General features: G+C 69.1%; 14 protein-coding genes. 5 read left to right on the top strand and 9 right to left on the bottom strand.

Translation table 11 applies throughout. From position 1 onward, the window contains the following. Positions 1–164: 164 nt before the first annotated feature. Together JOD67_RS27825 and JOD67_RS27820 are read left to right on the top strand one after the other, a co-directional pair. Entirely contained in the window at positions 165–716 is a 552-nt protein-coding gene (locus tag JOD67_RS27825) for a DUF6879 family protein (protein ID WP_205120663.1), read from the top strand. 20 nt (positions 717–736) lie between these two features. Beyond that, a complete protein-coding gene (locus JOD67_RS27820) occupies positions 737–1609 on the top strand; it encodes a helix-turn-helix domain-containing protein (RefSeq protein ID WP_205120662.1) in 873 nt (290 codons plus the stop codon). Positions 1610–1689: 80 nt separating this feature from the next. Here JOD67_RS27820 and JOD67_RS27815 read toward each other — a convergent pair whose 3' ends face one another. The 6 genes from JOD67_RS27815 to JOD67_RS27790 form a co-directional block, all read right to left on the bottom strand. After that, complete coding sequence (locus tag JOD67_RS27815) at positions 1690–2463, bottom strand: SDR family NAD(P)-dependent oxidoreductase (RefSeq protein WP_205120661.1); 774 nt, start codon at positions 2461–2463, stop codon at positions 1690–1692. Further along, the gene (locus JOD67_RS27810) at positions 2463–3701 is read right to left on the bottom strand and encodes a beta-ketoacyl-[acyl-carrier-protein] synthase family protein (RefSeq protein WP_205120660.1); all 1239 of its coding nucleotides are present in this window, start codon (positions 3699–3701) and stop codon (positions 2463–2465) included. Before JOD67_RS27810 ends, JOD67_RS27815 begins: the two co-directional genes overlap by 1 nt. Before the next feature lie 91 nt (positions 3702–3792). Then, a complete protein-coding gene (locus tag JOD67_RS27805; protein ID WP_205120659.1) occupies positions 3793–4038 on the bottom strand; it encodes an acyl carrier protein in 246 nt (81 codons plus the stop codon). Between the two features lie 74 nt (positions 4039–4112). Next, the gene (locus JOD67_RS27800) at positions 4113–5111 is read right to left on the bottom strand and encodes a beta-ketoacyl-ACP synthase III (protein ID WP_307782573.1); all 999 of its coding nucleotides are present in this window, start codon (positions 5109–5111) and stop codon (positions 4113–4115) included. Continuing rightward, entirely contained in the window at positions 5108–6310 is a 1203-nt protein-coding gene (locus tag JOD67_RS27795) for an acyltransferase domain-containing protein (protein ID WP_205120657.1), read from the bottom strand. Before JOD67_RS27795 ends, JOD67_RS27800 begins: the two co-directional genes overlap by 4 nt. A gap of 249 nt (positions 6311–6559) precedes the next feature. After that, positions 6560–7735, bottom strand: coding sequence for a PucR family transcriptional regulator (locus JOD67_RS27790; protein WP_205120656.1), 1176 nt, complete (start codon positions 7733–7735; stop codon positions 6560–6562). Between the two features lie 140 nt (positions 7736–7875). On the opposite strand from JOD67_RS27790, the gene JOD67_RS27785 reads away from it, so the two are divergent. Next, positions 7876–8910: a PHP domain-containing protein gene (locus JOD67_RS27785; RefSeq protein ID WP_307782572.1), complete on the top strand. Its 1035-nt coding sequence runs from the start codon at positions 7876–7878 to the stop codon at positions 8908–8910. Here the strand turns inward: JOD67_RS27785 and JOD67_RS27780 are convergent. The 3 genes from JOD67_RS27780 to JOD67_RS27770 form a co-directional block, all read right to left on the bottom strand. Continuing rightward, positions 8907–9641, bottom strand: a complete 735-nt coding sequence (locus tag JOD67_RS27780) for a Type 1 glutamine amidotransferase-like domain-containing protein (protein ID WP_205120654.1) — start codon at positions 9639–9641, stop codon at positions 8907–8909. The two genes, JOD67_RS27785 and JOD67_RS27780, sit on opposite strands and share 4 nt — an antisense overlap. A 12-nt stretch (positions 9642–9653) precedes the next feature. Beyond that, positions 9654–10061 (bottom strand): PPOX class F420-dependent oxidoreductase, encoded by a 408-nt coding sequence (locus tag JOD67_RS27775; protein ID WP_205120653.1) that lies wholly within the window; start codon positions 10059–10061, stop codon positions 9654–9656. A 64-nt stretch (positions 10062–10125) separates the two neighbouring features. Continuing rightward, positions 10126–10608 (bottom strand): GNAT family N-acetyltransferase, encoded by a 483-nt coding sequence (locus JOD67_RS27770; RefSeq protein ID WP_205120652.1) that lies wholly within the window; start codon positions 10606–10608, stop codon positions 10126–10128. Between the two features lie 66 nt (positions 10609–10674). On the opposite strand from JOD67_RS27770, the gene JOD67_RS27765 reads away from it, so the two are divergent. Then, complete coding sequence (locus tag JOD67_RS27765; protein WP_205120651.1) at positions 10675–10872, top strand: NfeD C-terminal domain-containing protein; 198 nt, start codon at positions 10675–10677, stop codon at positions 10870–10872. A 70-nt stretch (positions 10873–10942) separates the two neighbouring features. Next, positions 10943–12436: an SPFH domain-containing protein gene (locus JOD67_RS27760; protein WP_205120650.1), complete on the top strand. Its 1494-nt coding sequence runs from the start codon at positions 10943–10945 to the stop codon at positions 12434–12436. Positions 12437–12471: the final 35 nt, after the last annotated feature.

The raw sequence follows: 12471 nt of genomic DNA, 5'->3' as shown, positions 1-12471 counted from the left end.
CGCCGACCGGCGAGGAAGAAGTTTTCTTCGGTTTTCTCGAAGAGGTGTTGACGGGGTTGCAGGCCGCCGAAGATGCTGGTGCTCGTGAACTTCCCGGCCGACCGCGAGGACGCGGTGGTAGTCAGCCAGGCGCTGGTCGACCTGATCCGGTCCCACGAGACGCAGTGACGCTGCTGGATCCGGCGGCGTTCGGCGCGTTCGTCGAGAGCTACCAGTTCACCGCCTACCGCCTCGAGAACCGCGAGTCCTACTCCAGCCCACCGCAGGCGAAGTTGGACGCGTTCCTGGTCGGTGAGCTTCATGACGAGTCCTGGTTGGACGACTGGCTGGGACTGGTCGTCCGCAAGAAGGTGCTCGGCGCACAGATGGAACGTGTGCGCGTGGTGTCCGAGCCGTGGTCCGACTACACCCGACTCGGACTTCACCTCTCGCGCCTCAACGTCGCAGCAGGTGAAGACATCCGCTACCTCGCCCGCTCCCAGGCGGACAAGCTGGGACTGCCGGACTTCGACTACTGGCTGATCGACGGCGACCGAGCCTGCACCCTCCGGTTCGCCGCCGACGGCGCCTTCCTCGGCGGCGAACTCCTCGACGACCCGGCCACGATCGTCGAACTCCACCACTACAGGGAAATCGCACGCCACCACGCGCTGCCTCGCGCCGCATACCTGATGCACGCGGTGAGTCACGATCAGACCAGCCACGAGCAGAAGTGAACAACTGAAAAGGTGGGTGGGTGTCCTCGTTCCAACGCGCACGCGAATCACTCGGCGTACGTCTGCGCGAACTACGTCAGGACGCCCACCTCACCGGCCGTGCCCTCGCCACCGAGGCCGGCTGGGTCGGCTCCAAGGTCTCCAAGATCGAACAAGGCCAGCAAACCCCCACCACAGCCGACCTCGAAACCTGGGCACAGATCTGCGGCAAGCCACAACGCATCCCCGACCTGACGGCCGCCCTACGCTCGCTCGAAGAGATGTACGTCGAGCACCGCCGCATGTTCCGCACCGGGCTACCCAGCCGACAACAATCCATCGCCGCGATCGAGAACACGACCACCCTCACCCGCAACTTTGAACCCGCCGTCGTCCCCGGCCTCCTGCAAACCGCCGAGTACGCGAAGTGTCGCTTCGCCGAAGGAGACGAAGGCGACGAGGACCGCGGCGTTCCCCGCTCCGAGGCAGAACTCGAAGAAGCTGTGGCTGCGCGCATGCAACGCCAACAAGCCCTCTATCGGCCCGGCAAGATGTTCCACTTCGTCATCGCCGAAGCCGTGGCACGCTCCCTCGTCTGTCCCGCTGACGTCATGGTCGGCCAACTCGGCCACCTCATCAGCATGACCACTCTGCAAACCATCCGACTCGGAGTTCTTCCGTTCGACAACGAATGCCACACGCCTCCGCTGCATGGCTTCTTCGTCTTCGACGCGGACTCGGTGCTCGTCGAGCTCTATACGGCCGAGTTGACCATCACCAACAGCGCGGAGATCTCCACCTATCTCCGCGTCTTCAGCCGTCTCGCGGACGCTGCCGTCTACGGCGCCGAAGCCCGAGCACTCCTCCAACGTGCTCTTGAACATCGCACTACCCACCATGGCCAACGCCGCTGAGATGGCTTCATTGCCTCGCCGCGCATGTGCCGGCGGGCCTGCAACTAGGTCAACGGCGCGGTCGGACAGGCAGGTCCGTATCAGAACAGGGTGAAGCCGCCGTCGATGACGACGATGGAGCCGGTCATGAAGCTGGAGGCCTCGCTGGCGAGGAAGGTCACGGCGGGGCCGAGCTCGTGGGGTTCGCCCCAGCGCTTCAGGGCTGCGGGCTCGACGCAGGTTGCGCGGAACTCCGGTTGATCGACCGGCGACTGTTCGGTGAGGAAGTAGCCCGGGGCGATCGCGTTCACGCGCACCCCGTGCGGCGCCCACTCGGCGGCCAGCGCGCGGGTCAGTTGGTGCACCGCTGCCTTCGAGGCGAGGTAGGCAGGCTGCCACCGTGGCTGGTTGACGATGAACGCGGACATCGAGCCCACGTTGACGATCGTCCCCGGCATGCCCGCAGCCACCAGCCGCGAGCACACCGCCCGCGAGCAGTGGAACACCCCGTCCAGGTTGGTCGACAGCACGTCCGACCAGTCCGACGGCTCCACCTCCAGCGCCCGCCCCGGGATCGAGATCCCCGCGTTGTTCACCAGCACCGACACCGGAGCTCCGAGCGCGTCCGAGACGGCGGACACGGCGGCGTCCACCGACGACGCTGAGCGCACGTCCGCCGAAGTTGCGAACGTACGAATCCCCAACGCCGCAAGCGACTCCGCGGCCGAAGCAACAGCGGCACCGTCGCGCGCCACCAATCCCACAGCAGCGCCCGCCTCGCCCAGGGCACGGGCGATCGCGAAGCCCAACCCGCGCGACCCGCCCGTCACCAGAGCGACGCGGCCGGCCAGCGAGAACGAGTCCAGGACGCCCATCAGACCGTACGGAACGCGATGACCAGGTTGTGCCCGCCGAAGCCGAACGAGTTGTTGATCGCGGCGAGCTGCCCGGTCGCCGGGAGCTCGCGCGGCTTGACCGCGACGTCGAGGTCGATCTGCTCGTCCTGCTCCTCGAGGTTGACCGTCGGCGGCACCACGCGGTGGTGCAGCGCGAGGATCGTGGCGATCGACTCGACCGCGCCGGCAGCGCCGAGCAGGTGGCCGATGCCGCCCTTCGGCGCGGTGACGACGATCTTCGAGGCGTGCTCGCCGAAGACCGCGCGGATGCCGACGTTCTCGGCGATGTCGCCCACCGGCGTCGACGTCGCGTGCGCGTTGATGTGCACGATGTCCTGCGGCGTCAGCTGAGAGTCCTTCAGCGCCTCACGCATCGCCGCCGCGTTGCCCCGGCCCTCCGGGTGCGGCGCGACGATGTGATGCGCGTCGCCGGACGCGCCAGTACCCGCGACCTCGCAGTAGATCCGCGCGCCCCGGGCCCGCGCGGTCTCCTCGTTCTCCAGCACGAGCATGCCCGCGCCCTCACCGAGCAGGAACCCGTCGCGGCCCTTGTCGAACGGGCGCGAAGCGTGCTCCGGGTCGTCGTTGCGCCGCGAGACCGCCATCATCGCGCCGAACGCCGCGAGCGGCAGCGGGTGGATCGCCGCCTCGGCACCACCGACGAGCGCCACGTCGGCCTTGCCCGCGCGGATCAGCTCCACGCCGTGCCGGATCGCCTCGTTGCCGGACGCACACGCGGCGACCGGCGTCTGCACGGCGGCCTGCGCACCGAACTCCAGGCCCACCCAGGCGGCGCCACCGTTCGGCATGATCATCGGGATCATGAACGGGGTGACGTGCCGGGGGCCCTTCTCCTTCAGCATGTCCCAGGCGGTCAGCAGGCTGATCACGCCGCCGATGCCCGACGCGACCGAGACCGCGATGCGCTCGCCCGGCACCTCGGCCTCATACAGGCCCGCGTCCTGCCACGCCTCCCGCGAGGCGATCAGCGCGAACTGCTCGAACCGGTCGAGCTTGCGCGCCTCGACCCGCTTCATGACCTCGGCCGGCTCGACCGCGGCGCGCGCGGCGATCCGCGAGGGGAGGAGCGAGAACTCCTCCTCGGTCAGCTTGCCGCCGTAGGAGCGCCCGTCGAGCATTCCCTTCCACGTCGACGGAACATCGCCGCCGGCAGGGGTCGTCGCCCCCACGCCCGTCACGACAACCTTGGTGCTCATCGGGATCTCCTCCGGTGGTGTTCAAAACTGGTGTCGAGTGCCGGGTGAGGATCGACCCACCCGGCCCCTGACGTACGTACGAAAGAGCGAACTAGCCCTGCGAACGCTCGATGTAGGCGACGGCGTCGCCGACGGTCTTGAGGTTCTTCACCTCGTCGTCGGGGATCTTCACGCCGAACTTCTCCTCAGCCGCGACGACGACCTCGACCATCGACAGCGAGTCGACGTCCAGGTCGTCGGTGAACGACTTGTCCAGCTGGACGTCCTCGGTCGGGATTCCCGCGACCTCGTTCACGATGTCCGCGAGCCCGGCGCGGATCTCCTCGGTGGTGGCCATGTGCCTTGGTGCTCCTTCTTCGTCGGATGTACTTCCGCGCCCATTCCTTGGACCCGGGCGATTAGGTAGCGAGACTAGGGGATTGTGACGACCTGGGCCGCATAGACCAGCCCCGCGCCGAACCCGATGAGCAACGCCGTATCGCCGCTCCTCACCTCGCCGGTTTGCAGCATTCGCTCCATTGCCAAGGGGATCGACGCCGCCGACGTGTTGCCCTGCTCGGCGATGTCGCGCGCGATCACCACGTGCTCGGGCAGTTTCAGCGCCTTCACCATCGCGTCGGTGATGCGCATGTTGGCCTGGTGCGGGATGAACGCGTCCAGGTCGGCCGCCGCCACTCCGGCGCGGTCGAGCGCCTCCTGCGCGACCTTCGCCATCGAGTACGAAGCCCACCGGAACACCGCGTTGCCCTGCATGACGAGGTACGGGTACGCGCCCTCTTCCATCGCGGCGTCCCACGCCACCGGCTGCTCGATCGTCTTGTCCTGCGAGCCGTCCGAGCCCCAGACGACCGGTCCGATGCCCGGCTCGTCCGACGGACCCACGACCGCCGCGCCCGCGCCGTCGCCGAACAGGAACGCGGTCGTCCGGTCGTCGGGGTTGGCGATGTCGGAGAGCCGTTCGACGCCGATCACGAGGACGTACTCGGCGGACCCGTTCCGCACCATGCCCTGGGCGAGCTCCACGCCGTAGCAGAAGCCCGCGCAGCCGGCGCCGATGTCGAACGCGGCGGCGTCGTGCGAGCCGAGGTCGGTCGCGATCGCCGGCGCGATCGCCGGCGTCTGGATCAGGTGCGACACGGTCGAGATGAGGACGCAGCCGATCTGGTCGGGGGAGATGCCCGCGTACGCGAGCGCCTTGCCGCCGGCCTGCACGGCCATCCAGCGAACGGTCTCCTCAGGCCCGGCGACGCGCCGGCTGACGATCCCGGACCGGGTCCGGATCCACTCGTCGGAGGAGTCGATCCGGTCGACGATCTCGGAGTTGGGGACGACCCGGGCGGGGCGGTAGCCACCGACGCCCAGGATCTTGGCGTTGTCTGCTCCTCGTACCGGGCGGATCACCGCCGTCACGGGGTCCCCACCCCGGCCGGATGCGGGTGCAACCGGACGATGGGTTGGCCCGGTGAGACGGGATCGCCGTCCTCCACGAGCCATTCCACGATCGTGCCTCCGTGCGGTGCCGCCACGGGGAGGTCGTCCCGCAGGCTGTGCACGCTGCCGACCAGAGCGCCGGGTTGGAGCTCGGTGCCGGTAGAAGGGTGGTCTTGGGCCACGCTGAACGTGCCCTTGACCGGCGACACGAGCAGCCGCCAGGTCGGGTTGCCCTCCAGCGGGCTGCGTTCACCGTGCTTCTCGACGAACGCGCGGGCGTCGTCGAGCTGGTCCGGGGTCTTGAGCGCGAACGTCTCGACGCCGCGCAGCGCGCGCCGGGCGATGCCGGTCAACGTGCCGGCGGGCGGGATCTCCAGCATGCCGGTGACGCCGAGGTCCTGCATCGCCTGCATGCACAGGTCCCAGCGGACGGGGGAGCTGACCTGCTTGACGATCCGGTCGAGCACCTCGCGGCCGTTGTGCACGACGTGGCCGTCGCGGTTGGACAGCAGCCGAGTACGGGGGTCGTGGGTGCTGATCGCGCGGGCGTACCCGCCGAGCAGCTCGACCGCGTGGTGGACGTAGTGGGTGTGGAACGCGCCGGCGACCTGCAGCGGGACGAGCCGGGTCTTCGCGGGCGGGTTCGCGCTGAACTTCTCCAGGTCCTCCAGCGTGCCGGCGGCGACGACCTGGCCGGGACCGTTGTTGTTCGCGGCGGTGAGGCCGTGCTTCGCGATCGCGTCGAGGACCTCTTCGGGGTCGCCGCCGAGGACGGCCATCATCCCGGTGGGGGTCTTCGCGGCGGCCTCGGCCATCGCCTTGCCGCGTTCGCGAACGAACACCATCGCCTGCTCGGCGGTGATCACGCCGACGCCGGCGGCCGCGGTGACCTCACCGACGCTGTGGCCGGCGGCGAGGTCGATCCGGCGGAACGCGGACGCGGAGGGATGGGGGAACAGCGCGAGGGCCGCGACGAGCCCGGAGGCCACGAGCAGCGGCTGCGCGATGGCGGTGTTGCGGATCGTCTCGGCGTCGGCCTTGGTGCCGTAGTGCACGAGGTCGATGTCGCAAACCGCCGACAACCAACGCATACGTTCGGCAAAGGTGGGGTCCTCGAGCCACGGTTCGAGGAATCCAGGGGTTTGCGCCCCTTGCCCGGGCGCTACGACGACCAGCATGCCTTCCACGATCGCAAGTGAACGGTGGGTGACGGGCATCCTGAGGAGACGAAGATTTGCGGTGGGTTGCTGTGGGGTTCCTACAAGTAGCTTTCAGAAGGTCGCACCGGTCGGCGGCATAAGGCGTCCCCGTCCAGCCACCCCCGCGCGACGACGGCGCCCGGAATGTCCGAACATGTCGCCGCCGCGGTGAGCGCCGTCGGCGCGTTGGTGTCTGGACAGGAACGCCGCCGCCGACTCTCTTGCGACCTAGCGCGCCTCGGGCGCCTGTTCTTCCGGAGCGAGCAATCGGCCGAGCGTGAGGGCGATCCGGAGGGTGTAGGCGTGCCGCGGGTTCGACGGGCTGTAACCGGACAGCTCGGTGATGCGCCTGAGCCGGTAACGCACGGTGTTGGCGTGCACGAACAGCAGGCGTGCGGTCGCCTCGACCGAGCCTCCGGTCTCGAAGAACGCGGCGAGCGTCTCCAGCAACACCGGTCCGGTAGCCGCGAGTGGGGCGTAAACGTCGCGTACGAGCTGCCGCCGGGCGTGGCCGTCTCCGGACAGCGCGCGCTCGGGGAGCAGGTCCTCGGCCGCCACTGGGCGCGGCGCGTCGGGCCAAGCGGGGGCCGCGCGGAGACCGGCGATCGCCGTTCGCGCGGATGTGGAGGCGGCGAGCAGGTCGGCGACGATCGTTCCGAAGACGACCGCGCCCTGGCCGAAGTGGCTGGCGACGCGGCCGGCGGATTTTTGTGGATCTTCCACGCCTCCGAGGATCACGACCATGCGGTCGCCCTGGACGCCGGTGAGGACGTCGAGCCCGGCGTGTCGGCCGTCCCGGCGCATGCGGGCGACGACCGTCTCGGTGTCGCCGCCGGGAGTACGGCCGACGACGACGAGCACCTGGCTCGACTCCGACCAGCCGAGCGCGGCGGCTCTGGACCGGATGGCCTCGTCGGCCTCGCCACGCAGGATCGAGTCGACGATCAACGCCTCGAGCCGGGCGTCCCACGCACCGCGCTGCTCGGCCGCCCGCGCGTACACGGCGGCCGCGGCGAACGCGATCTCGCGGGAGTAGAGCAGCACGGCCTCGCGGACGGTCGGTACGTCGTCCTTCGGGACGATGTCGACGACCTTCTCCTCGACGACCTCGATGCCGATCCGGATCATCTCGACGGTCTGATGCAAGGTCACCTTGCGCGCGATCTCGCGCGGCGCCGTACCGAGCACATCGGCGGTGACGATCGGACCGGGACCGGGATCGCGGAACCAGGCGACGAACGCGGCGATGAAGGTCTGCGCGACCAGACCGATCCAGGAGCGGTCCTGCGGGTTCATGCCGCGGAACCAGTCCAGCCGGTCCTGCATCCGGTCGATCGTCGCGGAGGCGAGCATGCCGGAGGCGCGTTCCAGATGCGCTGCGGTCGTCGCCCGGCTCCTCGGCATGCCGTGGAGTCTGCCACGAGAGTGCTGGTGGGAACCGCTTCATGGTCTGGCGGCGTCTCTTCTCCGGTACGGGCGGGCGCCGGCGTACTGGGGGTCGGCGGCGCCCGCTCCAACCCCACCCACGTGGTAGACACGTGCCTGTGAACGACGTTCTGCCTCCGATCCGGCAGCTGCAGCGGATCGGGTTCCTGCTCGAACGCAAGCGCGAGGAGACGCACCGGGTCCGGGCGTTTCGCAAAGCAGCGTGGGCGTTGCAGAAGCTGTCGCCCAAGGAGCTGGACGCCCACGTCGCCGCAGGATCGCTGACCGACGTACCCGACGTCGGCAAGACCACGGCCAAGGTCGTCATGGAGGCGGCCGAGGGCAGGACCGCCGACTACCTGGCGAAGCTCGAGTCGGTCGTTGGCCCACTCGTCGCCGGGGGAGACGCGCTGCGCTCGATGCTGCGCGGCGATCTGCACACCCACTCGGAGTGGTCCGACGGCGGCAGCCCGATCGAGGAGATGGCCGAGACCGCGATCGAGCTCGGCCACGACTACATGGCGCTGACCGATCACTCGCCCCGGTTGAAGGTCGCGAACGGCCTGTCGATCGAACGCCTCCGCGAGCAGCTCGACGTTGTCAAGCGTGTCAACGCCGAGTTGGCACCGTTCCGGATCCTCACCGGCATCGAGGTCGACATCCTCGAAGACGGCCGCCTCGACCAGTCACCGGAGATCCTCGCCGAGCTCGACCTCGTGGTCGCGAGCGTGCACTCGAAGCTGCGCATGGAGTCCGACGAGATGACGCGGCGGATGGTGATCGCGATCGCCAACCCGAACGTCGACGTCCTCGGCCACTGCACCGGTCGCCTCATCACCGGCGGACGAGGAACGCGGCCAGAGTCGACGTTCGACGCCGAGATCGTGTTCGAGGCCTGCCGCCGCTTCGACGTGGCCGTCGAGATCAACTCCCGGCCGGAGCGCCTCGACCCGCCGAAGCGCCTGCTCCGGCTGGCCGAGGAGATGGGCTGCGTCTTCTCCCTCGACACCGACGCGCACGCGCCCGGACAGCTGGACTGGCAACCGTACGGCTGCCTCCGCGCCGAGGAGTGCGGCGTCCCCGGCGACCGGATCGTCAACACGATGGAGCTCGACGACCTCCTCGCCTGGACCGAGCAGCACTCCGTCGACTAGGGCTGGAACAGCTTCCACTGCCCCGCGGAGACGACCTCGGCGACGCCGTCGACCACCTTGATCGCGGAGTCGTCGTCGATCGCGTACGTCGGCGCGGGAATCCGCGCCGCCCACAGCTCGGCGTTCGGCAACGAGGCGTCGGGATGGTCCGGGTTCTCGAAGTGCGGGATCACCCCGAAGTCGACGAGCCCCGCGCCCTGTCCCGTGACCAGGATCCTGTCCACGTCCCCTTGCGGCGTGGCGAAGACGACAGGCTCGGACTTCAGCGGTCCGTCGCTCTCGCGGGGCGGGTCCACGAACGTCTCGACGAACGTCGAGGTCGCGGCGATGCTCCCGGCACTCACCCCCACATAAACCGCCTCGGAACGCAGCGTCGGCAGCAGCTCGGTCAGCCCGGAGCGCCGCATCCAGTTGGCGAGGAACAGCGGGTCGCCGCCCCCGACCAGTAGGGCGTCGGCGTCCCGGACCGTCGGGACCCACGCGTCCTCCTCGATGCTGGGCAGCACCGACAGCTCCAGCAGGCCCAACGACTTCCACCCCAGGTCGGCCAACCGCGCCGGACTCCCACCGGACATCGTCCGCAGCACGTGCCCGCCCCCGCCGGGGAACGGATAGATGGCGGTGGGGATGTAGAGGGCGTCGCACTCGGCGATCGGCTTGCCCAGCAGCTCGACCAGCGCGTCCTCGATGGTTCCGTTCCTGATCCCGGACGAGGTGAGTAGGACTCGCACGGTTCTCCCTTCCTAGTGGACGGTCTTCGTGGATGGATACCAGGTCTCACCGACAGGTTCCCCTGCAAGGTTCCAGCTCCAGGAGACCGTCGGCGTGATCCGCAGATAAACCCCAGGGCCGACCATGCCGGTACGTTCGAAAGGCTGCTCCCCGATCCCATAGATCCGGATCCCCCGGGCGACGAACGGGTCGAACGAGGGGTGGTCGTCCACCACCACCGCGACCTTCGTCCTGCCGGCGGCGAGATTCCGGAACTTTCGGGTCTTGACGATCCCCGGCGGTCCGCCGACCCACAGGTGGGTGCCGTCGTACTCCACCGCGACCGGCATCACGTCCGGCTGCCCGTCCTCCCCGAGCGTCGCGAGCCGTCCGAGCGTGTGCGCGCGGAGGTAGGCGGCTTCGTCCTCGCTGAACGCCATGCTTTCTCCCTTCGACACTGCTGACACCGCTCACACGAACAGCGTCCGCCCGGATCGACAGGACTCAGGCGAGTTTCAACAGAAAGCTGATGCCCGGCTTGCCGCTGAGCGTGACGTCGCCGGTCGGTTCGAAGCCGACGCGCCCGAGGATGACCCGCGAAGCGGCGTTGTCGAGCGTCGTCTCGGCCCGGATCGAGGTGAGCCCGTACGTCGGCGCCAGCTCCAGCACCTCGCGGACGGCGGCGGTCGCGAGGCCGCGGCCGGCGGCGTGTTCGGCGATCCGATAGCCGAGGTCGGCCGACCCGTCCTCCGTCACGTAGACGAGGTTGACACGCCCGACGATCGAGCCGTCCGGCTCGACGAGGACGTGGAAATGGTCGGTCCCGGCGTCCTGGAGAGCGAGCAGATCGCGATGCCGCTGGTCGAAGCTCGCGAAGAACGCGTCGCCCCGGTCGGGGATCGACGCGGCGAAGTAGGCGCGGTTCTCCCGTTCGAACTCGAGGAGGGCCGGGGCGTGGTCGGCGCGGAGACGCTGGAGTTCAGGCACGGGGAGAAGGCTACGAGACGACCCGTCCGCCGGTAGGGTCAGCCGAAAGGTTGGCGAAGGGGAGCGATGATCGGCAAACAGGGCAGGGTCACCGGGACGATCGGGCCGGGTCTCGTCGGCGAAGTGATGTTGTCCATCCGCGGCGGTGTCGAGGCGTTCTACGCGTACTCGAGCCTCCCCGGCCAAGAGTTCGGGCTCGGCGACCTGGTGGTCGTCGTCGAGTACCACGCGCCCCGCACGGTGTACGTTGCCGCTGCGGTGTGACGGATCCAAATCCACCGCTGACGCGTCGTAGCCCCCATCAGGGGAGGATCTGGCGAGGGGAGCCGGTTCAATGGAGTGGTACGTGCTGTTGGGCATCGCGGCAGGAGCGATCTTGGTGGTCGCGCTCCTGTTCCGAACGATCTGGAAGGTGGCGGAGCCCAACGAGGCGCTGATCATCTCCGGTCTCTGGGCACGCAGTAAGAACGCCGATACGGCGGAAAGTTTGATCTTCAAGATCGTGACGGGAACGGGCACGCTCGTGCTGCCCGGGTTCCAGACCTCGCGGCGGCTGCTGCTCGACTCGCGCGCGGCGACGCTGCAGGTCGGCTGTGTCACCAAGCAGGGCATCCCGGTGCAGGTACGCGGTGTCGTCATCTACAAGGTCGGGGACGACTTCGCGTCGATCGCCAACGCGGCAAGGCGATTCCTCGACCAGCAGGACACGATGGACGCCAAGATCCACGAGCTGTTCGCGGGTCACCTGCGTTCGATCATCGGCAACCTGACCGTCGAGGACCTGGTGCTCAACCGCGAGCGGCTGACGTCGGAGATCCGCGGCTCGTCGGCAGACGAGATGAGCAAGCTCGGTCTCGTGGTGGACTCGCTGCAGATTCAGGAGATCGACGACACCACCGGCTACATCGCCAACCTGGGCAAGCCGCACGCCGCGGCCATCGCGGCGCTTGCACGTGCTGCCGAGGCGCAGCGTGACCAGGAGGCGACGCTCGCCGAGCAGGCCGCTAACGCGGAGAAGGCCGCCGCCGTACGTGCGAGCCAGATCCGGCAGGCGGAGTACCAGGCCGAGGTCGACCAGGCCGCCGCGACGTCGAAGCAGGCGGGTCCGTTGGCCGACGCTTCGGCGAAGCAGGACGTCATCCGGGCCGAGACCGAGGCCGCCCAGCTCGCCGCGAACCTGGCCGAGCAGAAGCTGCAGTCGGAGGTCCGCAAGCCGGCGGACGCCCGGGCGTACGAGACCCGGACGATCGCCGAGGCGGACCGTGACGCGCGGATCTCGGCGGCTCAGGCGCAGGCACAGGAGACCGAGCTGCGCGCCCAGGCCGACGCGACCCAGGTGAAGACGGCAGCGACCGCCCAGGCCGAGGCGACCCGCATGCGCGGTGAGGCCGAGGCGTCGGCGACGCGCGCGACCGGTGAGGCCGAGGCGGACGCATCGAAGGCCCAGGGTCTCGCGTTGGCGGAGGCGGCGCGGGCGAAGGGTCTCGCGGAGGCCGAGGCGATCAAGGCTCGGGCCGCGGCGCTGGCGGAGAACCAGGACGCGGTCGTCGCCCAGCAGCTGGCGGAGAAGTGGCCGGAGATCGTCAAGGCCGGCGCCGGCGCGTTCAGCAACGTCGACCACATGATCGTGATGAACGGTGCGGACGGTGTGTCGGATCTGCTGACCAAGGCGCTGACGATGGGTGGGACCGGGCTCGGGCTCGCCAAGCAGATGCTCGACGCGATGAGCACGACGAAGGACAAGGACAAGGCGGTGGAGAACGGCAAGCCCACCGAGGCGATCCTGTCGTCCACCATCGACCCGCCGGCCGTCCCGCCGGCGAGCTAGACGGGTTCGTTCAACCGGAACAAGCAAGCAGCCGG

This window comes from Tenggerimyces flavus, assembly GCF_016907715.1.
GTDB classification, from domain to species: domain Bacteria; phylum Actinomycetota; class Actinomycetes; order Propionibacteriales; family Actinopolymorphaceae; genus Tenggerimyces; species Tenggerimyces flavus.
The sequence above is the reverse complement of the archived record's forward strand: the minus strand, read 5'-3'. Positions and strand labels throughout refer to the sequence as shown.

Excerpts from the sequence above, each read along its gene's own strand:
- JOD67_RS27775 (WP_205120653.1), bottom strand. The coding sequence starts at position 10,061 with ATGGCGTTCAGCGAGGACGAAGCCGCCTACCTCCGCGCGCACACGCTC.
- JOD67_RS27765 (WP_205120651.1), top strand. The coding sequence starts at position 10,675 with ATGATCGGCAAACAGGGCAGGGTCACCGGGACGATCGGGCCGGGTCTC.
- JOD67_RS27795 (WP_205120657.1), bottom strand. The coding sequence starts at position 6,310 with ATGCTGGTCGTCGTAGCGCCCGGGCAAGGGGCGCAAACCCCTGGATTC.
- JOD67_RS27790 (WP_205120656.1), bottom strand. The coding sequence starts at position 7,735 with ATGCCGAGGAGCCGGGCGACGACCGCAGCGCATCTGGAACGCGCCTCC.
- JOD67_RS27760 (WP_205120650.1), top strand. The coding sequence starts at position 10,943 with ATGGAGTGGTACGTGCTGTTGGGCATCGCGGCAGGAGCGATCTTGGTG.
- JOD67_RS27805 (WP_205120659.1), bottom strand. The coding sequence starts at position 4,038 with ATGGCCACCACCGAGGAGATCCGCGCCGGGCTCGCGGACATCGTGAAC.
- JOD67_RS27815 (WP_205120661.1), bottom strand. The coding sequence starts at position 2,463 with ATGGGCGTCCTGGACTCGTTCTCGCTGGCCGGCCGCGTCGCTCTGGTG.
- JOD67_RS27810 (WP_205120660.1), bottom strand. The coding sequence starts at position 3,701 with ATGAGCACCAAGGTTGTCGTGACGGGCGTGGGGGCGACGACCCCTGCC.